The organism is Pseudoalteromonas atlantica (assembly GCF_043641955.1).
GTDB lineage: Bacteria > Pseudomonadota > Gammaproteobacteria > Enterobacterales > Alteromonadaceae > Pseudoalteromonas > Pseudoalteromonas atlantica_A.
Map to the genome: position 1 here is coordinate 1 of NZ_JBHZRV010000006.1, position 23,419 is coordinate 23,419.

At 39.7% G+C, this 23,419-nt stretch carries 14 protein-coding genes and 1 tRNA gene; 6 read left to right on the plus strand and 9 right to left on the minus strand.

The window, feature by feature from the left end; translation table 11 throughout:
- The first annotated feature begins 586 nt into the window (after positions 1–586).
- The 5 genes from ACHUE3_RS12655 to ACHUE3_RS12675 all read left to right on the plus strand — a co-directional run bounded on the left by ACHUE3_RS12655 (position 587) and on the right by ACHUE3_RS12675 (position 4,731).
- Positions 587–1,426, plus strand: coding sequence for a metalloregulator ArsR/SmtB family transcription factor (locus ACHUE3_RS12655; protein ID WP_394192777.1), 840 nt, complete (start codon positions 587–589; stop codon positions 1,424–1,426).
- A 14-nt stretch (positions 1,427–1,440) separates the two neighbouring features.
- On the plus strand, positions 1,441–1,932 hold the full coding sequence (locus ACHUE3_RS12660; protein ID WP_394192778.1) for a phosphatase domain-containing protein: 492 nt from the start codon (positions 1,441–1,443) through the stop codon (positions 1,930–1,932).
- Between the two features lie 20 nt (positions 1,933–1,952).
- Complete coding sequence (locus ACHUE3_RS12665) at positions 1,953–2,963, plus strand: ArsJ-associated glyceraldehyde-3-phosphate dehydrogenase (RefSeq protein WP_394192779.1); 1,011 nt, start codon at positions 1,953–1,955, stop codon at positions 2,961–2,963.
- Positions 2,964–2,969: 6 nt separating this feature from the next.
- Positions 2,970–4,196, plus strand: coding sequence for an organoarsenical effux MFS transporter ArsJ (gene arsJ, locus ACHUE3_RS12670; RefSeq protein WP_394192780.1), 1,227 nt, complete (start codon positions 2,970–2,972; stop codon positions 4,194–4,196).
- A 112-nt stretch (positions 4,197–4,308) separates the two neighbouring features.
- A complete protein-coding gene (locus ACHUE3_RS12675) occupies positions 4,309–4,731 on the plus strand; it encodes a BLUF domain-containing protein (protein ID WP_394192781.1) in 423 nt (140 codons plus the stop codon).
- 39 nt (positions 4,732–4,770) lie between these two features.
- Here ACHUE3_RS12675 and ACHUE3_RS12680 read toward each other — a convergent pair.
- Positions 4,771–4,847: transfer RNA gene (locus ACHUE3_RS12680), tRNA-Ile, on the minus strand.
- Between the two features lie 227 nt (positions 4,848–5,074).
- Positions 5,075–6,259, minus strand: a complete 1,185-nt coding sequence (locus ACHUE3_RS12685; protein WP_394192782.1) for a BaiN/RdsA family NAD(P)/FAD-dependent oxidoreductase — start codon at positions 6,257–6,259, stop codon at positions 5,075–5,077.
- A gap of 312 nt (positions 6,260–6,571) precedes the next feature.
- Here ACHUE3_RS12685 and ACHUE3_RS12690 point away from each other — a divergent pair, with 312 nt between their 5' ends.
- Entirely contained in the window at positions 6,572–8,695 is a 2,124-nt protein-coding gene (locus ACHUE3_RS12690; RefSeq protein ID WP_394192783.1) for a S8 family peptidase, read from the plus strand.
- Positions 8,696–8,781: 86 nt separating this feature from the next.
- On the opposite strand, the gene ACHUE3_RS12695 is transcribed toward ACHUE3_RS12690, so the two are convergent.
- The 7 genes from ACHUE3_RS12695 to ACHUE3_RS12725 form a co-directional block, all read right to left on the minus strand.
- On the minus strand, positions 8,782–9,255 hold the full coding sequence (locus tag ACHUE3_RS12695) for a peroxiredoxin (protein ID WP_394192784.1): 474 nt from the start codon (positions 9,253–9,255) through the stop codon (positions 8,782–8,784).
- A 110-nt stretch (positions 9,256–9,365) separates the two neighbouring features.
- A complete protein-coding gene (locus tag ACHUE3_RS12700) occupies positions 9,366–13,184 on the minus strand; it encodes a S8 family serine peptidase (protein ID WP_394192785.1) in 3,819 nt (1,272 codons plus the stop codon).
- A 62-nt stretch (positions 13,185–13,246) separates the two neighbouring features.
- Positions 13,247–17,029 carry a S8 family serine peptidase gene (locus ACHUE3_RS12705; RefSeq protein ID WP_394192786.1) on the minus strand — a complete coding sequence of 1,261 codons (3,783 nt, stop codon included), beginning with the start codon at positions 17,027–17,029 and terminating at the stop codon, positions 13,247–13,249.
- Positions 17,030–17,455: 426 nt separating this feature from the next.
- Positions 17,456–19,537 carry a hypothetical protein gene (locus ACHUE3_RS12710; protein ID WP_394192787.1) on the minus strand — a complete coding sequence of 694 codons (2,082 nt, stop codon included), beginning with the start codon at positions 19,535–19,537 and terminating at the stop codon, positions 17,456–17,458.
- A gap of 257 nt (positions 19,538–19,794) precedes the next feature.
- The gene (locus ACHUE3_RS12715; RefSeq protein ID WP_394192788.1) at positions 19,795–21,159 is read right to left on the minus strand and encodes a Gfo/Idh/MocA family protein; all 1,365 of its coding nucleotides are present in this window, start codon (positions 21,157–21,159) and stop codon (positions 19,795–19,797) included.
- Positions 21,160–21,295: 136 nt separating this feature from the next.
- Complete coding sequence (locus ACHUE3_RS12720; protein WP_394192985.1) at positions 21,296–22,369, minus strand: phosphotransferase enzyme family protein; 1,074 nt, start codon at positions 22,367–22,369, stop codon at positions 21,296–21,298.
- Positions 22,370–22,418: 49 nt separating this feature from the next.
- Positions 22,419–23,300, minus strand: coding sequence for an NTP transferase domain-containing protein (locus ACHUE3_RS12725; protein ID WP_394192789.1), 882 nt, complete (start codon positions 23,298–23,300; stop codon positions 22,419–22,421).
- Positions 23,301–23,419: the final 119 nt, after the last annotated feature.

A 23,419-nucleotide genomic window follows, 5' to 3' on the forward strand; every position in this document is an offset into this window, starting at 1 on the left:
TGACTGTGCTGCAATAAATAAATTTATTGCTGTTGGTCACTCAGTTTCAATTGAGACTCTAAATTTTTTGCCTCACTACCGAAGTAGCTTGGCTGTTAGAACTCAATCTGTACGAGTGCCCACACAGATGATTGCTTTATATTGTTAAAGAACGTTGCGATTAAAGCGCTTTGCTTTATTTCGCTAGGGCTGCGCATGTTACGCTTTCCTATTTTTTTGTCAACACTTAATTTTAAACTTTTCAAAAAATCTAAACTCAAGTTTTATTCGACTTACTAAGTGACTTGCTTGCAGCTTAAGCGTTGCCTGCTCTGCCGTCTCAGTGGGGTCGCATTATAGGGAGAACAGATTTTTACGCAAGCGTTTTTTAAAGTTATTTGCAATTAATTACCATTTGGTACGATTTTCAAACGAACAGCATAAAAACACAGCTAAACTAGTCACAAAAGAACCAAGTTAACTTAATAGCTGACTAAGGTTCACCCTAATAAAAACTAAAATTATTATTTTAAAGAGTACACTCACACTTGAATATACACAAAAACGAATATACACTTTATTGCATATTCACTGTGAGGCGTTATTTATGAGTAATCAAACTTCAACTAAACGTTCTGTTTTATTCCTTTGTACTGGTAACTCTGCTCGCTCACAAATGGCAGAGGCATTACTTCGTCACAAAGCGGCCGAGCTATTTAATATCTCCAGTGCAGGCACGTTACCAGAATTGATTGACCCTCGCACTTTAGATGCGCTTGAAAAGTTTGGTTTGACTATAGATGACCTTAAATCTAAAAGTGTCGATGAGTTTTCAGGCCAAGAGTTTGACTTTGTTATTACCCTTTGTGATAAAGCAAATCAAGAATGCCGTAACTTCCCTGGCGCCAAAGCACAATTAGCTTGGGACTTTCCAGATCCTAAAGAGCGACGCTGTAATAACCCTTTTGCGACCACATTAAGCGAATTAAATAATCGCTTGTCTATGTTTCTACTTTTAGAAGGTAAAAATCAGCCAAATAATAAGGCAGCATTGAACCAACGTATCGATGAACAAATCTCTGAACTTGATTCCTTTATGATTGATCCTGTCTCATTTTATAAGTGTTTAACGGACGACATACGCTTAAAAACGCTGATGCTGACTAATTATCACGGTGAACTATGTGTATGCGAGTTAATGGAAGCACTACAAGAAGACAGCCAACCAAAAGTGTCGCGTAATTTAGCTGTATTAAAGCGAGCGGGTATTATCACAGATAGAAAGCATGGCCAATGGGTGTTCTATCGAATTAATCCGGACCTACCTTTATGGCTCAAAAAAGTGATCAGTGAAACAACCGAAAACAACCTGCCTCTTATATCCAACAACCTGGCCAACCTCGCAAACATGCGGAACCGTCCAAGTAAAACCGACTTTTGTCGCTAATATAGGATTTTACAATGCAACTTCACCCGTTTGACACATTAACGTTAGATAAGGGCGCAAAGCTTATTTTTACGCCTTGTCCTGGTACTAAACAAGCATCTCTTGAAGAGTCAGTGATCACACTAAAACAAGCCGGCACCAGCATGCTACTTACACTAATGTATGACCATGAGATTGCTAAAAATAACATCGAGCAGCTACCCACTATTTGCGCTGAGCATGATATCTCTTGGCTGCAACTGCCTATATTAGATGATGATGCCCCCGATAAAGAGTTTGAAGCGCAGTGGCTACAACATAAAGAAGCCATTCTAAACGCAGTAAATAATCAAGCAACTATTGCGGTGCATTGTAAAGGTGGCACTGGCCGTACAGGTTTAGTGATTGCGCTTATTTTATTAGCCTATGGTTGGCCTAGTGACAAAATCATTCAACAGGTACAACAAATAAGGCCAAAGGCACTTAGAAATACGCTTCAACTTAATTATTTTAATTCGCAGTTATAATCAGCATTAAGGAATAAACCATGACAATTAAAGTAGGTATTAACGGTTTTGGCCGTATGGGCCGTTTATCAATGCGAGCAGCTTTCGATTGGGATGATGTAGAAATCGTCCACATTAACGACCCTGCTGGTAACGCTGAAACATTCGCTCACTTAATGACATTTGATTCAGTACACGGCAAGTGGCATCACCAAGCAAGCCATCACGACAATGCCATTATTATAAACGGTAAAGAAATTGGCTTTAGTCAAAATACTAAAACACAAGAGACTGATTGGTCACAATGTGATGTGGTAATTGAAGCTTCTGGTAAAATTAAAACTAAAGCACTACTGCAAGCTTACCTTGATCAAGGTGTAAAGCGCGTTGTTGTAACAGCTCCGGTAAAAGAAGACGGTATTTTAAATGTTGTAATAGGTGTAAACGACCACCTTTATAATAAAGATACTTACCCAATCGTTACGGCGGCATCATGCACAACCAATTGCTTAGCCCCTGTGGTTAAAGTTATTCATGAAAAAATTGGTATCAAACATGGTTCAATCACTACGATTCACGATATAACCAATACTCAAACAATTATTGATGCCCCACATAAAGACTTACGCCGTGCGCGTTCATGTGGCACAAGTTTAATTCCAACTACTACTGGGTCAGCAACAGCTATCACGCATATTTTCCCTGAGTTAAAAGGAAAATTAAACGGTCACGCGATTCGCGTACCACTTACTAATGCGTCAATCACTGATTGTGTATTTGAACTTGAACGTGGCACAACGATTGATGAAGTAAATACCTTACTAAAAGATGCCGCCGCGGGTGAGCTTAAAGACATTATGGGCTATGAAGAACGCCCGCTTGTGTCTATCGATTATAAAACTGACCCTCGTTCAAGTGTTATTGATGCACTTTCAACCATGGTGATCAACGACACACAAGTAAAACTTTACGTGTGGTACGACAATGAGTGGGGTTATGCAAACCGTACTGCTGAACTTGTGCGTAAAGTTGGTCTAGCCGATAAGGAATAATTGACCGTGGATCGATTAAAAGCACTTCCGCTACAAATAAAACAATACTTAATAATTACCGGTAATTATTGGGCGTTTACCCTTACTGACGGTGCACTGCGTATGCTTGTAGTGCTGTACTTCCACCAGCTTGGTTGCAGCCCACTCAGCATAGCGATGTTATTTTTGTTTTATGAAATTTTTGGTGTGATCACTAATTTAGTGGGCGGATGGCTTGGCGCTCGATTCGGTCTCAATAAAACCATGAACATTGGCTTGGGCTTACAAATAGTTTCTTTAGCCATGCTCATGGTACCTGTTGATGCTCTCACTGTTATTTATGTTATGGCAGCACAGGCACTATCTGGAATAGCCAAAGATCTTAATAAAATGAGCGCAAAGAGTGCGATAAAACTCCTTGTACCAAAAGATGCGCAAGGTCAGCTGTATAAATGGGTGGCTATTCTAACCGGCTCTAAAAATGCACTCAAAGGGGTTGGCTTCTTTTTAGGTGGCTTGCTGCTTACCTTACTGGAGTTTCACGGCGCAATTCTCAGTATGATATGCATGCTCACCGCAGTCTGGCTATTTAGTATCTTTGCTTTAAAAGAAGACCTAGGCAAAGCTAAAAATAAAGCCAAATTTAGTGAGCTGTTCTCCAAAAGCAAAGCCATTAATGTACTCTCAGCCGCACGAATGTTTTTATTCGGCGCAAGAGATGTCTGGTTTGTGGTTGCCTTGCCTGTATTTTTAGCCGCAACTTTTGGTTGGGATCATTGGTGGGTTGGCGGCTTTATGGCAAGCTGGGTGATTGGCTATGGCATAGTGCAATCTTTTGCCCCCTCTTTTACCGGGAAAAAGTCAGGGCAAGTCCCAAGTGGCCGCAGCGCATTTTTATGGGCGAGTTACTTAACGGCAATACCAGCACTGATTGCTTTAGCACTACATTATGATTTTTATATACAAGCATCTATTATTGGTGGCTTACTTATATTTGGCGCTGTGTTTGCTATTAACTCATCATTACACAGTTACTTAATTGTCAGCCTTGCAGACAGCGATGGCGTGTCGTTAGATGTTGGCTTTTACTATATGGCTAACGCCATGGGCCGGTTAATTGGTACAGTTTTATCGGGCTGGGTGTATCAACAATATGGACTTGAAGCCTGTTTATGGATCTCAAGCGCTTTTATTGCCTTAGCCGCAATGCTATCTTTGTTTTTACCCCAATCAAACTATCAACATCAACGATGAGTTTGAATACGCTGAATGAATGCTAAAAACTGATAACTAAGTAGTCATTCTTTTAGCTTTTTAACCAAAGTATCGTATATTTAAAGACAGTAATAACTTCAGAGATACACCAATGTTCCTTACTCGTTTAATTTACGCAAGCCGAGTTACAGAATGCTTTTCAAATTCAAGCATTGAGCACATTATCGAAAAAGCATCAGAAGATAACATCAAAAATCACATAACTGGCATGTTATGTTTTAGTAGTAATTACTTTTTGCAATGTTTAGAGGGATCTAGAACACAAGTAAATCAAACCTATCAACGCATTCTAAATGATGACCGCCACACCGATATAACCTTACTTTGCTATGAAGAAATTTCTGTAAGGGAGTTCGCTAGCTGGTCGATGGGATATGTACCTTCTTCTAGTCTCACCAACCCTATTAACCTCCGGTTTTCAGGCAACACTGATTTTAACCCTTATAAAATCTCAGGTGACAGCGCATATAAAATGATGTTGGAACTAAAGGTATTATTACCATCAATAGAATGAATAAATTTATTAGGAATAATGCTCGGGGTTATTAAAAAGTGGTGGCCCCTCCCAGACTCGAACTGGGGACCTAACGATTATGAGTCGTGTGCTCTAACCAACTGAGCTAAGGGGCCACTTTTTATTAGCATGCTATATACAGCTAAGTTTTGAAGCGTTTAGTCACTTGATTGACTAAAGCGGGTTGCAGTATAAAAAGTTTTTACTGGCTTGTCACTAGCAAAAACCTTTATTTTAACAATCTGTAAGCCAACTGCCTAAATAGTAATCGCCACAATGCGTTATAGTGGTGTTTATAGCAATTTTAGCTTTAAAAACCACCTTCAAAGCACATAACACAAAGCTAGCAGTATTGCCCTGCTGCAAAACCACAACTCCACGCATATTGAAAGTTATACCCGCCCAACCAACCCGTTACGTCGGTTACTTCACCAATAAAGTACAGACCTTGGGCTTTTTTCGCTTCAAAGGTTTTTGAGCTAAGTTCGTCGGTGTCTACGCCGCCTAGTGTAACTTCTGCGGTGCGATAACCTTCAGTGCCGTTAGGCTTGATTTTCCAGTTATGAATGTAACTAGCTAGTTCGTCAATTTGGCTATGGGTGAGCTGATTTACGTTGCAATCAGGGATTGCTTTGCTTTCATGTAAAATTTCAATAAAGCGTTTTGGTAAAATAGTCGCGAGACTATTTTTTAATGATTTTTGTGCTTGGGTTTCTCGCCATGTTGCTAGCTGCTCTTTTAAATCAAGCTCTGGCAATAAGTTTATTGAGACCGCCTGACCCGCACGCCAAAACGAGCTTATTTGTAATATAGCAGGGCCGGATAAACCACGATGAGTAAAGAGAATATTTTCTTTAAAAGTCGTGCCATCTTCACTACTAACAATACATGGAATACTAATACCTGATAACCCTTCAAAGCGGTCTTTATCATGTTGGTGCAAGGTAAACGGTACAAGAGCGGCCATGGTAGGTAATACTTTTAAACCAAATTGTTCGGCAATTTTATAGCCAATTGGTGTAGCACCAAGCTTTGGCATTGTTAAACCACCAGCAGCAACTACCAATGATTCACACTGATAGGTTTCTTGCTCTGTAATTACCTGATATCCAGTATCAGTTTTTGCAACATTTATTACTTCATTACGCAGCGCAACATTCACCCCTGCCCACTCGCACTCAGTTAGCAAAATATCAACAATGTCTTGTGCACTGTTGTCGCAAAATAACTGCCCAAGCGTTTTATGGTGATAGGCTAAACCATGGCGATCGACCAATTCAATAAAGTCATGCTGGGTATATCGACTTAGGCATGATTTAACAAAATGAGGGTTGTCACATAAGTAGTTTTCAGGGCTGGCATTTTCGTTGGTGAAGTTACAACGTCCTCCTCCGCTTATCAAAATTTTACGCCCAGGCTTTTTACCCATATCAAGCACCGTAACATTGCGTCCTCGGTAACCTGCTTGAGCAGCGCACATTAAACCTGCAGCACCGGCACCTATCACTATTACATCTACTTGGGTCATTTACTTTTCTCGCTAAATTTTTTTGAATTATAACAAACTTAGCTCGACAAACTGAGATGTATTTAACTATTAAATTAATAACAATAAAGATTTTATAGGGATTATCCTCAAATAAAAAGTAGCACTTTATGATTAAAAATAACATTAAAAACAAAGCTAAAAATACTATTTAGCCATATAAACATCTCTATATAACCAAAATGGAGACAGACATAACGAAACGTTATTTTCACACTTTTAACAGATCGTTTACTTTTGTACCCCTTCGCAATAATTCATTGTGAAGTAATACATAACAATCTAGGGATAATTATGACAACAACAAGTTTTAAAAAGTGTGCGTTAGCACTCACATTGGGTACGCTATTTACTGCAACAACCAGCATGGCTAATCCAAGCCAATCAATTATGCCATCAATGGCAGAAACAACTGCAAAGCTTCAAGGGCAAGATCCTTTGGGTACGCGTTTCATTATCAAATACAAAAACAACTCAAGTGAAATGGCGACGCTTTCAGCTATGGATGCTAGCCCACAGATGATGAACAAAAAAGCGCAAGGCTTTGTTAAAAACTTTACAAGTAAAAAAGGTAAAGTAAAAGCGCAGTATGTTCGTGCGATGGCTTTATCTAACCACCACGTAATGCGTGCAGACAAAAAGCTAAGCGCTTCAGAAGCACAAGAATACATGCAAGATGTAATTGCAACCGGTAACGTTGAGTACATTGAAATTGACCAAATGCTGAAGCCTTTTGCAACGCCTAACGATCCTCGTTATTCAGATCAATGGCATTACTTTGAACAAGCAGGTGGTTTAAACCTACCAACAGCTTGGGATACAGCAACTGGTAGCGGTGTAACCGTTGCGGTACTCGATACGGGTTATCGCCCACATATTGATTTAAACGGTAACATTTTACCTGGCTACGATATGATTTCTGATACGTTTGTTGCCAATGATGGCGGTGGCCGCGATAGTGATGCACGTGACCCTGGTGATGCTGTTGCAGCAGGCGAATGTGGAAACAATGGTGCACAAGGTTCTAGCTGGCATGGTACTCATGTTGCCGGTACTGTCGCCGCTGTTTCTAACAATGGCGAAGGTGTTGCTGGTGTTGCTTACGATGCTAAAGTTGTTCCTGTTCGTGTGCTTGGTAAGTGTGGTGGTTTAACCTCAGATATCGCTGATGGGATTATTTGGGCATCGGGTGGCTCTGTTTCTGGCGCTCCAAGCAACGCAAACCCAGCTGATGTTATTAATATGAGCCTTGGTGGTAGTGGTTCGTGTAGCTCAACAACACAGTCTGCAATTAATCAAGCACGTGGTAATGGTACGGTAGTTGTTATTGCTGCTGGTAATGACAATGATAACTCTGCAAACTATAACCCAGGTAACTGTAGCGGCGTGGTAAATGTTGCATCAGTTGGTCGTAACGGTGGTCGTGCTTACTACTCTAACTACGGTAGCAATATTGATGTTGCAGCACCTGGTGGCGCACAAAGTTTTGCGAATGATTCTGAGGGTGTACTTTCAACACATAACTCAGGTTCATCAAGTCCTTCAAGTGATAGCTATCATTACTCTCAAGGTACCTCTATGGCGGCACCTCATGTTGCGGGTGTAGCTGCACTTATTAAGCAAGCTAAACCATCTGCGACGCCTGATGAAATTGAAAGCATTCTAAAATCAACAACTCGTTCATTTGCTGCAACATGTAACAATTGCGGAACAGGTATTGTTGATGCTGCCGCAGCTGTAGCTGCTGCAACAGGTGGTACACCACCACAACCAGGCGGTAATGAATTGCTAGATGGCCAAGCACAAACCGGCTTAAATGGCGCTGCTAGCAGCGAAACTTTCTACACAATGACTGTTCCAAGCGGTGCAACCAATGTGACTTTCACTATGAGTGGTGGTACTGGTGATGCTGACTTATATGTACGTGCAGGCAGTGCACCGACAACTTCAACCTATGATTGTCGTCCATATAAAGGTGGTAACAGCGAAGAATGTTCTATCGACAACCCTGCAGCGGGTACTTACCACGTAATGCTACGCGGTTACTCTGCGTATTCTGGCGTAAGTTTAGTTGGTAACTTAACAACATCTGGAGGTGGTTCAGGTACTCCACAAGCAGGTGGCGGTACAGTTGAAAATGTATCTGCAAATGCAGGCCAATGGAAACATTATACGTTAGATGTGCCAGCAGGTATGGCAAGCTTTACTGTGACAACATCAGGCGGTTCAGGTGATGCTGACTTATTTGTTAAGTTTGGTAGCCAACCAACATCGTCAAGCTATGATTGTCGTCCATATAAAAATGGTAATGCTGAAACATGTACATTTAGCAACCCGCAAGCAGGGACTTGGCACATGAGCGTTAACGCCTACAGAACATTCTCAGGCTTAACAATTGATGCACAGTATCAACCTTAAGTAATAAAAGAGAAGCCTAGTTTATTAGGCTTTTCTTTATCCAGTTCCCCTGGTAATTTTTAGCCGAGCTTTGCTCGGCTTTTTTACTAAAGTGTAGCTAACACAGCCTCAGCACGGCTCACTGCAAACTCTTTATCTTGCTCAACATACAAACCAGTCACGGTTTGATTTTCTACAACCATTGCATAACGAGTTGAGCGCACACCACCAAACCCTGCGGTGTCTTTATCTAAGCCAAGGGCTTTAGTGAAACTTGCATCACCGTCTGCCAGCATGTCAATTTCTTGCGCATTATGCTGCTCACCCCATGCCTTCATAACAAAAGCATCGTTTACTGATACACAATAAATAGCATCAATGCCTTTGGCTTTAATTTTATCTGCAAGCGCAATAAACTCAGGCAGATGCGCATTTGAGCACGTTGGAGTAAACGCACCAGGTACTGCAAATACAACTACTTTTTTGCCTACAAAAAGATCATCACTGGTAAGGGTTTGCAACCCATCCTCTGTTAATTTTGTTAGGCTAACTGATGGTAATAACTTACCTTGAGTAATCATAATATTCCTTCAAATTAAGGTTCTTAGTCACAACGAATGAATTAACATATTAAAGCATACCCAAAAGGTATAATGAATTATTACATCATACCTTTTGGAGCCATCCGTTATTATGCTCGGCGTCTTAATCTAATTAAGCTAAGTAAGCTTAACAGAAACAGGCCAAATAAATTGATACTTCCTGAGCTTGACTTAGACTCCTCAGCAGCAGGCATAACGTTAATAGTAAACTCCGTACTTGATTCAAGCTCCCCGTCACTAGCTGTTACTAATGCCTTGTATGTGCCTGCTTGTGTAAAAGTAATATCTAAAACATCACCAGTGACTGTTGCATTAGTGATACCACTAACAGTATATGAAAGCGCATTACCTTCATCATCTGAAAAAACAGAAGCTAAGTTTACACTCAATCCAGCCTGACCATTGCTTGCAATTGTAACTTTTTCATCAGCAATAGCATTAACAACGTAAGGAGCTGTATTTGGTAACATAACCACTTTGAATTGCATACTTGTGCTTAAATCACCATCTGAAGCTGTTACAGAAATAATGTACTCACCTGGATTTGAGATCATTGCTGTTAGCGTATTATCAACAACTACTATGCCTTCAACCCCTGATACCGATAAGTTTAGCTCATCCTCCTGCTCGTCTATAAAGACATCACCAATCGGTAAAGTTAATTGATAACTCTCTAGAGGCAATTGTTGAATTTCAATGTCTTGTATTTGATTGACGATCTGAGGTGCAGTGTTAACAGAGGCAATTCCTTCAACTCTCACTAACGTTGCGCCTACATTTCGCTTGAGATCGCTGAGTGTTCCTACTTCAATTAATCCATAATATAACTCACCTTCTTGAAGTTGAAGCGTATTTTCTTGCTCATCAAGGTAACCTTTAATCTTTAAATCAATATCAAAGAGCTCATCCTGCTTCACTTCTGTTGGTGCCGTAATATCAATGCTTGGAGCATAATTAAACTCAACTTGAGTAACCGCTAGTGAAACGGTGTCAGCTTCATCCTCTACAGTGCCACGGAAATTATGAGCAATAATCCAGTAATTACCTGATATTGGTGTTTCTATGACGCAGCGCTCATTAGAGTCTTCACCGGCACTGACACATGCTAGCGAATAATAGGCCTCAACAGCATCTGCTTTACCATCGTTATTTTCATCAATGCCGACAAATAGATCCATATCCGGCGAAGTTGATTCCAAAATTTCAACGACTAGGCGTTTTGTGAATGGTTTTACAACTGCAGTGACAGTATATAAGACATCTTGATTAGACCAAGGCGATGCTCTTTCAGCATCATTTGATGAGCCTATCGCAGAGCCTGAAAACATATTTGCTTTATATAAACCAAACCCATTTACTTGTAAGTCGTTACTACCCGATGTAAGTACATCCTCAATAATGATTTGGTTATCTACATTATTTAACAGCCCAGATACAGATTCTTTAATAACCCCAGCTTTGAAACCAATTGTTGCTTGTAAATGGGTATCACTCACTAAGTTATCTGCATTCCTTAAATTGACATAACCATGAACCCACTCATCTGCTAGTTCAATATTTGCCGTTGCGGTAATGGTAAGCTCTTTGCTTTCGCCTGCATTTAAAGAAAATGAAGCTGGCGAAACTGACAGAGTAAATCCTGGGTTAAGATATTCATAGCTTGCTGCCCAAGTGCCACTTTGAGTTGCAGTTACTGTTCTTGTCCAAGTACAGTTAGAAATACAATCATTATTAACCATCGAACTAGTATTAAGCTTAGAAGGATCACCTCCTTTACTAGGATCTGCATCAATATACTCTTGTTTGCTTATATCGAGTAACAATCCAGCTTTTAATGCTTTATCTATTCGTAAGCTACCCGCGCCTTGGTCAAAAAAGTCTGAGCGTTGTTTTTCGCCATCATAGTTATCATCTTTATAAGTTACTTGATGTGCTGTCGTCATCATGGCTGATTGAGCCTGTGCAGGAGTCCAACTTGGGTGAGTTGCCTTTAATAACGCCAATGCGCCTGCAACATGAGGGCTGGCCATTGATGTACCTGAAAGCTGAGCATATGGTATATGCCCGATTTCACCTTCAAAAACACGGTCTTCAGCATTAGCTGCGTAAATGTCGACCCCAGGTGCAGCAATATCAGGTGAAAATATATTTGTATAAGGTAAATTAGGTCCGCGAGATGTAAAAGGACCTGCAATATCCCCTAGTGCATCATTAGTGCTTTTAACACTAGCTGCAATTGTTGCCCGGTGTTGTTCACCAGATTCTAACCATTCTAATAATTGAGAGGCATTTTCTGCATCTAAATGGATAGCAGGCAAAACATGATTATCGTCATTAACACTATTCGCTTCATTGGAAACGTTAACCAAGATCATGCCACCAGCGCCACCGGCTTTGACATTAAGACCTTTACGAACACGTGCAACCTCGCCACGCTCACACACAACAATCTCTGCGTCAAACGTGCCAGCAGCAAATTCACTTTCACACAAAGCATCGCCGTAATCGGCTGCAAGAATTACTCGCCCGGTATAACCTTTTGTAACCCCTCGTCCAGTTAATTCAGTTAAAGATGTAACGCCACCACTAAAGCCACTTAGTAACTTTTCGTCAAAACTTAGATTGTGTGTATAAGCCGCTACAGTTGTTACCCAAGGTGCATTACCAGGTGAACCAATCGTACTAGCTGTTGGGCCTGCATTGCCTGCTGAAGTAGCAACATGAATGCCGGCTTCACGGGCATTTAGAAACGCTTCAGCATCTACAGATGTCCAAGGATCGCTCGCCCCCCCGCCTACAGAGTAATTTAATACATGAATGCCATTTTCAATAGCGTGCTCAAGGGATTTTACTGTAAATTCAGGGTAGCATGCTCCACCATCATCACAAACTTGGTAAGATACAATATTAGCGTGAGGTGCAACACCACTGATAGAAGGGAATTCATACGACCCCTTTTCAGCAATTACACTGTCTTCTGACTCTGTTACTTGTAAGTAATAGCTAACATTGTTGACTACATTACCCGCTGCAGTAGAAGCAACATGCGAGCCATGCCCATTAAAGTCGTAACCTACTTTTACTTTATCTTCAATATCATCGTAACTTGGATTATTTAAATCAGTCGCTTGTGACATTCTGAAATCAATTAGCTCAGGAAAGCTCACTATGCCTATTAGCTTATCATTACAAAATTTTGGCAGTTCAATACAATCCCCAAGGTATTGATTTTCTCCCAAAGGGTTTGTGTGGCTATATCCATCATCACCCAAAGCAGAAAAAGAAGGGTGACTAGCATTAATACCTGAATCCATTACACCAACGATTACACCTTCACCCTTTGTACTCGAAAACGTATTGATCCCTTGCCATACTTTTTTAGCACCAATAAATTCAGGCCCAGTAGAAGTTTGAATGTAATGCAAACCTATTTTTTCAACACTTACAATATCGGGATCTTTCATAATTTGTGAGGCTTCACTTTCGCTTAACTTAAGCGCAAGTGCATTAACAACAATATGATATTGCTGAGAAGCTTTAATTGTACGATTTAATTGCCCGCCCAAACGCTGAATAACTTGCGCTTGTTTACTCTTTAAGTAACCTTTATAAGCAATACTTGCCTGCGATTTTACATTTAAAATACCCGCGGCAGTTTGATTGTATTCATTCGTTTTAAGGCTTGTTGCTGGAAAACCTGTTATTGAACCATCATAACTAGCAAGCGCTTTGTCCTTCAGTCGAACGAAGTACATATTATCATTACGTTGCTTATTAGAATGCGCAAACTTAATTTTCTCTATTGTCGGGTTGACAGTATGAAGCGGTTTTACATCATCACCGAAGCTTGGCAGGGCAAATAGCGAAGCGATTGCACTGATTATTATGCCTTTACAACTTATATTCATTTAAATACCTATAAATAAAAAGATGGAAAGCATGAATACTTTCCATCAAAACAACTCTACTTTTAATTAAATTTACGGCGTAAAAATAACAAGCCAGCAAGTAACGAAGCAAAACCAAAGCTACCACTACTTGATTTCTTTTCTTCTACAACAGGTGCTGGAATTGGCGCTAGTACAACACTTGCGGTTACCTCAATGTTGTGACTAACTTCATTAATACCATCTGTAGCAGTTAATGTAACTTGATGAGTTCCTTCTTCACTAACCTCACCAATAACTTTCATTCCCTCTAGAGTTAGTGACTTAAAACCATCCCCTGATACAGAGAAAGTAAGTGCATCATTTTCTTGATCAGAGAAAACACCTGTGAAATCAATTTCAAATTCACTACTGCTCCCTTCATCAAATGAAAGTTCAATAGCAGGCATTTCAGTTACAACGTCTTCATTAATAACTGGTGCAATATCATTAACATCATTCACTTTGATTGAAATATCTTCAGTTTCACCTACAGAATTACCGTTCTTGACAACTACCTTCAGATTAAAGTCTTTATTAACTTCATAATCTAATGCGTCAGGATTCACTACATAAATTTCGAACGTTTCTTGATTAACTGCGAAAGGAGTTCCGATTAATGTATTCGTTATGAATAAGTTAAGCTCTTGATATTGAGTTGAACTAACAGTATAAAAACCTTCAGTATCTAATTCTATTTTGCCAACGACAGTACCTTGCTCTACATTCTCATCAACATAAAACGTTTGATTAGACGCGGCTTTTGCAACAATAGAACCATCACCATCAGTAAATGAATTATAACCAATCTGCATAAAGTCATCGTTTAGGCTCATAACCATAAACCCTTTTGGCTCTTCAATGACACTACCAAATAATTCAGGTGCTGCTGCGGATGCTATAAAAACCTCTTCGCCCGGTTGTGCTGTATAAGTTTGCTGAAAATTAAGACTCTTAGCTTCAACCTCTTCACCCTCAGCTGATGCAAAGCCTACGTGCACAGAGCGGTCAAACACAGTGTCAGTACATACTTCAGCCCCTGTAAACCAGTCAAAATAACAAGATGTCTCCGAAGTACGAGTTCCCATATTAACAGGGTTAAACATTGCAATCGGCTCATTGACGTCACGCCCAGTATGGCGGTCAGTGATGATATGAAAACCAAAGTTTTGATCAAAATCTTCAACACTATCTAACTCATGATGAAAAAGATCTTCTAAGCAAACTTGTGAAACGACATTTTTACCATTATTTGCGAAATAAGTAGGTAGGTTTGATTCAACATAACGTGCATTTGGTTCGTTATAGTTATATTCTTTATTATAATCAACACTATAAGTTACTGGTTGCCCCATTTCATTTATACTAACAAACGGCTGGTTAACGCGTTGTGAGTCATCCCAAATGTTGGCACCTGGAAAACTTTTGTCCCAACCTTCTGCTAAAACCATCTCTTCAAAGAACAAATCATATGTAAATAAGCTTGCCCCGCGATCTTGAAAGTTTGCAATTGCAAAATCTGCTCGGTTAAAAAAGCTAACTGCAATATTTAACTTTTTACCTGAGACCTCACACATAGGCTCGTCAAAAACACCACCTCCAACAGCTTTTACTATATGACCTTTGGTACCCTTTAGATGATTTGGTATTGATTTGTTTTGCAAGATTAAAGGATACCCCTGATAAGTTGTTGCTGTATCAGAATTGTTTACAAACGATGCTACATAGGCCATATAGGGGCTATTTCCTAAATCATCTTCTTCTCCATATATAGATTTAGCCCAGTCTAATTGTACGTACTCTGTTTTACCTAAATCAGCATTCCAGCCAAGGTAAATTGGATACTGTTCTGCATTAGGTCGTTTGGTGATTGAAGTGTTGTTGCGCGCCTTAATCATCCAACCAAGATTTAATGTTGGTTTTTCTTCAGCTGTTAAACTTATATAGCCATTAAGCTCTGTCTCTTTTAATATTTCATCGATGTGATCTTCTGTACTAACCAGCGGCCAAGCAGGCAATTTAGTATTATCTATAGCAATAGTGACTGGGATAATGACACTTGAGTTAGCAGGCACGCTTACCATTTCAGGTAAGTTAAAGGTGAGGGCATCATAACCTTTTTTCGTTCCGGAAAAGTGATGCGATAAGGCGTATGTTTGTGCACTATCAGATATGTTGCGAACAGTTAAATTCTTTTGAACAACCTTACCAGCATCCACTTCGTGAAAACCAAATTGTAAATAAGGTTGGTTTGAACTCGTTTCCCATACTACAAGTGGTGAATTAATCGCAGCGGTTACATTTTCAATACCGTGTCCAACAGAGTATAGCTCTGCCTGAGTTACACTATCACTTTCTAAAATAGCATCTGCATTTGCAGTATTTGCAAGTAATGCCTTAATTTCTGCGGGACCAAAACCTGGGTGTTTGCTTTTAATAACTGCAGCTGCGGCTGCGATTCTTGCCGCACCAGATAACGAGCCTGAGCGATATCCCATTTTAGCTTTCGTTGTATCTGGGTTTGAAATTTTCGCCACTGGTTGATTATCAGTAAAAGTTACCAGCTCAGGTTTTAGCGCCATTGACCCACGTACCGGACCCATAGCCGCCCACTCAGGAACAATTATGGTTTCGCCATCATCTGCATAATTTACAGCTCCCACTGTTACTGCTGAAGTCGGGCTACCTTCGATTGAAAGCCAAGCACGATGCTTTGCCTGTGCATCACCGTATATAGAATATTCCGCAAGATTACCTGCATGCGTCACAACTGTAATACCACTAGCCGATGCACGCTCAATCATTAACTGCATCAAAGCTAATGAAGCATTGCCGTCAACATCAAAAAAGGCACTTGCTCCACTCGCTTCTAAAACCGCTATATCTATTTTTTCTTTAGATTCAGGATTAAGGTTATTTTCTATCATATGCTCGAAAGCAGATGTAATTGTTGCCAACGTTGCATTAGAAGCAAACACATTACCCGAGCTGTTGGCTGATACATTAGAGACTTTGTAAGCATGTAGCTTAGCGCCAGGTGCTAGCTGATGAACAATACTGGCAATCTCAGTACCTTTACCTGTTGGATAAACGTTACCATTCCATGATTCATATTCTAAATTTTGGTCAATTGGGTTAGCATCATTACCAAAATTTTCACTTGAAAAATCCCAACCACCTACAACAACATCCGTAGGAAAACCTTCATATTCTACAGCACCATTTGCAAGCGCTTCTAGATAACTACCAGGCATGGGCGGTGCTTCAAGATCTTCATTTTCCCCATATTCACCAGAGCCACCAAAAAATGACAATGTGTAATCAATACCCGTTGAAATAATTGCGACTCCAGCACCAGAACCTGCTAATTCATCACCCGTGTATGGTAATAATTGACTCGGTTCTTCATCACTCATGATTGTAGTTGTAATACTATTTTTATTTAGAGTGCTATCACTTGCATGATAGGAAATTGAATCTTGAGCGTTAAAGGTATGTGAGATAGCCTCAATTCTTCTTACTTGTTCAAGGAGAGAACTACTTAACTCAACTGTTATGGTGTTTGCAATTAAATGCGTACTGCTTATAAGTGATGCTTGGGGATCTAGTATCTTTATTTTATTTAGAACTTCTTTCTGTAACTTCTTATCAACTGAGGTTGATCCTGAGTTAGCTTCACTATTTATTAAAAATGTATACGTTGACCGTTCGTTTTGTTTAGCACTTTTAAATGAGTGTTGTAAATCATTTGATGAGATAGCGTGATTTGAGTTAGACAATATCGCAAGTGATATGCAAACCGATAAGAGACACTTTCTAGATTTCATTTTTCTTCCTTCATATTTTATAGCCGATTTAATTGACGAAAAAATGAGGAAACGAACTGGAGTACTTTATTCCGCTTTGTTTCAAATGTTCGGTCAATCTCAGCTTTATTTATAATCGAAGGTGATATTTGCTACCGAGGACAAAACCCAAAATACAATAGGCCAGAAAATGAGTGCCAGTCGTTTGATGCTGGCTTTGGATAAGTAAGTAATTTAAGCCTTTCACATTAAGCTATTAACTTTTTTTATACTTCCCATAATCATTTAAGTTTTATCTATTAACAGTAAATTCACCACTGCTAGAATTAACCTTAAATGAGAGAGGTTACAATCAGGATAAAATCAAATAATGTTCTTCTTTTATACTTTTAATTCTAAAAAGCATCTAATAATTATCTATTACTTTAAAAATCATACACTTAAAATTCACAAATCATAATTAAACACATCCGCTTCATTAGCTACTTTTAAGGTGGTTAAAAAAGATTGCCCATCGGCTGATGACAGGCCAAAAAATTTACGAACTGTATTGGCAGGAAACTTTGCTACAACTTCTTCTTTTGAATAATTGTTAATATTTATTCGCTCAATGTAATCATATTCTTTTGAACGAGAAAGATAGTAGACATAATCTTGTTCGTAATAAAATGAGCCAAAGTCATATTTTTCAAGTTTTGGGGTAACTAGGCTGATATTCATCGTCTGCCTATCGAGTCGCCATAGACCCGTTTCATTAAACTTTGAGAAATATAAAACCGAGTCATCTTCACCTTCTATAGTGTAAGTCGCGTCAAGTCCATCAATCAAGGTCAGTTCATTTGAGTTAATATTAAGCTTGTACGTGCCATGCGTACCATTTTTAACTCCTTTAAAATATAAAAAATTTCCATCTCTTGACCAGCTTAAGTTGTCAGCACTTAAACCATTGATATTAATTACACGAAAGTTTTCTGACTGCACGTTGCCAATATAAAGGTTACGAATGCCGGCTTTGGTTATGTTTACGGCAAACTCATTACTAATAGGAGAAATTGCGGGCACACTAACATTACCTAGATCTTTCGTTATATCTTTACTAATGGTTTTATCATTCTTCCAAACAGACCATAAATTTGAGCGATTTGACATAAACACAATATGCCCATCAGTTTTAGAAAGCTTTGCATACATATCACGTGACGAGGATGAAATTTTTCTAACCATTTGCTGGTCCTCATACGCTATTTGTGCAATGTACTCTTTTGAAATATGGTCAGTTACAAATAATTTTTGGGTCGTATCCGATATATTTATACTGCTAGGTAGTCGAAAAAAGCTATTAATTGCTGGAAGATGTTCCCCCTTTTTATTAATTTTTGAAATCATAGCTTTAGCACCATTTACCCAATTAACATAAAACAGTGACTTTTGTTTTGAGTAGTCAAAATCAATTATACTCGGCTTGCCTTTTAAAAATAAGGTCACCTCCATACTGCTATTGTCTTGTAGCATCAAATCTGAAAGAGACGAATCTCCATGTTCACGAATAAACGCTATTTGTTGATCCCCACTAATAAACCGAGGAGCAAAGTCTATTTCATTTCTAATTGGGAATGTGATCTGTGTTGCATTATTGTCTTCCATTGAGTAGCGTTTTAAAGCAACTCTATTGTCAATCATAGCGGAATACACTAATGAGTTGTTATCAACGTTTGACCATGAAACAACTCGTTTATAAGGCATATAAAAGCAATCATCTGCTATCATTTCATCTTTGTTATCTATCAAATACCTTACACGTAATTGACAACCTCCTTGTTCACCAATACGCACATATGCTAGTTTGTCGTCGTTTAGTGACCATGCGGGTGACGCCTCTTCATGATGCCCATAAGAGAAGAGTGTTAATGGTGAATCTGCTTTTGTTAAGTTTTTTATATATATCTTTCCTAAAAGAGTATCTGCTCGCCACTGAATAGCCATTTTTTCACCATCATGCGATACAGCAATATGCTCCTCTATCCCGCCATAGTTAGTCACCTTCTCCTTTGTAGGCATCGTTAAGGAAGGGGGTTCATTATCTACTGATACAAAAAAATAATTGGCTATACCAACAGTAAGTAGAGCTAATATAGCGAAAATAGCGCCAATAAAAACGTATTGGTTATTTAGCTTTTTGGCCGTTAAAGGGTTCGCAGGCTGATCTTCTATAATGTGAACTGGAAAGACTAATTGGTAACCGTGCTTTGGTAAGGTAATAAATATTTCATCTTCGATACCAAGCTCTTTGAACGTTTTTTTTATCACCCAAGTAGCATTCGCAAACCCTTTCTTAGCGACACCTTCATTACCTTGCCAAATAGCTTCAGCTGCCTCCTCTTTTGAGACAATATTTCCTTCGTTACTAATGAATAAAACTAACAATTGATGAACTTTCGACGATAACTTTAAAGATTTACCCCGATAAGTTAATGACATTAATTTGCAGTCTAACTCACAACTCGATTCTTTATAGTTCTTCGCAGGCATTAAAACTTCTCATTAAAACGGTTAATAGCAGTAAACTTAGGAATGTAGGTTTGCACCACTCAACTTTACATGCATAAAGCAAAATAATCCATGCAACCTTGTAATCGAAATGTAACTCAACTGTAAGCTATCATTTAAGAGGACCCTGAAGATAGAGCATCCAATAAATGATCTATCTTCTATTCAAGTACTCACTATGAATCAACGGCCCATTTGCTAATGAAATCACTGCCATTGGGCGCTATATCCCCCCCCTCTTAACCCACAATACCCAAAGGTTGAGCTGTTTTCCATGCGCCTCTCGTAAAATCGGGGATATCTACAGAGTCGCTGCGATTACTCACTGACTGAGCCGATAATGGCGAAATAACTGACCACGCAGCACCATCGTATACATCTTGATCCAATGCTTCACCATTGCGCAAACAATAAATCATGCGCCAAAACATCAAAAAGTCCATACCACCATGCCCACCATTTCGTTGTGCTTCTTCTCCCATCTTAACCCACAATGGGTGATCGTATTTTTTATACCATGGCGCCATATCGTGATCCCACTCGTGGAAGCTCTTTTCACTCCCTTTTTCAAGTGCAATTCGATTTGGAAAACCAGCAAATACGCCGTTCGTGCCCTGTATTAAATTATGACGAGAGTAAGGCCTTGGCGTAGTAGTGTCATGCTGCACCATAATACTTCGCCCCTTCACTGTTTTGATAAGTGTGGTGTTCATATCTCCGGCAATATAATTAAGCTGGTTTCGTTGGTGATCAGAGGGGAACTCTTGCTCTGCATACGCTTTTCGGCCAAGCGCTGGTGAGCTCATAGAGGTTAAAAAATCAAAACGGTCGCCTCTGTTGATATTCATATACTGAGAAACAGGGCCTAAGCCATGAGTTGGGTATAGATTGCCATCACGCTTTGCATGCCATTGTGTACGCCACGACCCCGTTTTATGAGTAACCTCTTTCATTTGCCAGCGAAGCTCATGAATATAAGCGGCTTCACCGTGCAATAGCTCACCAAATACACCTTGGCGAACCATATTCAGCACCATTAACTCATCACGCCCGTAGTTAACGTTTTCCATCATCATGCAGTTCTTTTGTGTACGCTCTGCCGTATCAACAATTTGCCACATCTCTTCTACGGTTAGCGCAAGCGGTACTTCAACAAATGCGTGTTTGCCGCTATTCATTGTGTCTATTGCCATTGGGGCATGCCACGCCCAAGGCGTAGAAATAATGACGATGTCGATATCATCTCGATTAAGCATTGCTTGGTATGCGTTATCAGCCCCAGAATATAAGGCAGGCTTTGTTAATCCTTTTTCTGTTAAATAATTTGCTGAACGCTCAAGTACTTCTTCATGGGTGTCGCATATTGCCACAATTTGAGTACCATGAATGTGACTCATTCTTTTGACGTGACCAAATCCTCGTTGACCGACACCAATAAACCCAACCCGAACTACGTCCATTTTTGGTGCTATTAAGCCTATAACTGACTGCCCTTGTTGAGCTGGAATTATGGGAGAGTTAGGTGTTGCGCAACCAGCAACAACGCTAGCTGCTGCGGCTGCACTGGCGGCTTTTAGAAAGTCGCGGCGATTAAACTGTTTCATTGTTTTTTCCTTGATAAACCTAAGTTCAACTTACCTAAAATAGGTGTTTAGGTAAAGTCGACTAAGGTAGTTAACAAGAAAATGAGATGAATTGAAGAAGTTAAACCTAGCATAAAAAATACACTAGGTTTATTAATTAAACGTCACTTATGATTGCTTTAAGTGTTTGCTTTTTAGCGATGATATCACGGTAAAGTGCAAACTGATTTTGCGCACGTTCGAGGTTATGCGTTGCGTGTTTTGTCGCAAAATAATTGTCGCCATCAATATAATCAGTAAGAAAGCGCAGGCCGATCATAAAGGTCATAACTTTTGCGCCTAACCAGAAACTTTGCTTCTCTTCGTCAGTAATTAGGCCTTTTAATGGCTCAATATAGCCTTTTACCACAGCTGCAAAAATCTCTTCGCGCACACGTACATTATCTAGATTAGTTGAATCTTCTTCTTCTGGAGAACAAAAAGTACGCACCATATCGCCAAAGTCATACAACCAATATCCAGGCATACAAGTATCTAAATCAATAACGGCCTTGGCCGTATGTGACTTATTACAAAACAACATGTTATTAATTTTTGTATCATTGTGACATGGCCTTACAGGCACATTTCCTGCCAAAGCTTTTAATTCGTCAATTAAACCAAATTGAGATAAACAAAAGTCCACTTCTGACTGACAACTCGCCAAACGTGATGCCGGATCTTGCTCTATCACCGCTTTTAAGTTTTTGCCGCGCATTGCTAAATTATGAAAATCAGGAATAACATGATGCAGTTGCTCAGCATCAAAATCCTCGAGCGCTGCTGCAAACTGTCCAAACGCATTGGCGGCAATTTCTGCTTGTGAAGTATTCGCTACTACATCTTCACTATAACTGCCGCCAATAAATTCGAGAGCACGCCACACACCTTGATCGCAGTCAACTAAGAACTCACTTGACTGAGTAGGTACATGCCTAATGATGTCTAACTCATAATTTCCTGATTGATGTTTTTTAGTTAAATGACGCTCAATAAGTCGAGCATTTTTAACTAACATCTCCGGCTCTGGAAATACTTCTGTGTTTAACTTCTGTACTACCAATGACTTCTCAGGCATCGTTAATAGCATGGTGCTATTAATATGGCCATTACCGATTGGTTTAATGCTTACACATTGATTGCCAAGCCCAAAGCTTTCTGACAACTGCACCGCAACTGGGTCTAACTTCATACCTATTTCACTATTTTCGTGCCCAGAAAAGGGCTGGGATGGGATTACCTCATCCATGGCGTAGTTCATATAATTTCCCTGCAACATCCTGTAACTCAGACTTGTAAGTAACGCCATACCACGACTCTTGGGCCGTATAAACGCGCACTTTTTGTTTATTGTTAATGATTGACCACTGTATTTGATCGGGTAAATAATACTCTTTTGTGACATCGCTGTCATCTATTTCTAAAAACTCATTAAAACCATGTTCTAAACGCTCAAGTAGAGTAGGAGTAATGCCCCAAAAACTCATTGAACTTAAGGCATCCAACGCTATTTTTTTTTGCTCACCGGATGAATTTATACCTGTTAACCCCGTATCGCTTTTAGTGATATTTAAATACTCCTCCACCCCTTGTAAATAGCCACTATCAACTTGGCAAATACCTCTGTTAACACCCCCTTGCGTTGATAATGTGTCTTCAATAGGGTATCCGACCATGGCCCAACTTTGTTCAGATTTAAAATGGTCACTGAGTATTTTAAATGACGAAGCCCCATAGTAGTCATCCGCCGTAATCACAATAGCTGGGTTTTTAATGTGCTCTTTAGCACATAATAAAGCGTGGCCTGTACCCCAAGGCTTAACTCTATTACTTGCTAAATCAACAAAGCGCTGTGGGACTGAATCGATACGTTGCTCTACAAGTAGCACCTCTAGCCCTTGTGGTAATCGAGGTAAAATTGTGTTTTCAACCTCAGCTCTAACGTCTTGGTTAATGACAAGTATAACTTGAGTCACTCCCGTAGTGTGTGCATCAGCGATACTCAATTCCATTATTGTACAACCTAGCCCAGCCACTTCTGCTATTTGCTTATTACCACCAAAGCGACTACCTAGGCCACCCGCAAGCACGACCAAACTGAGCGAATGTTTACTTTTTTCCATGGCAAACTCATATTATTTTTATTGGGAAGAATTGTACCAGCTTTCAATAATAGGTCTAGCTGAACGCCTAGAGGAAATAACAGCTACACAATAAAAACGGCGGCTTTATAGGCCACCGT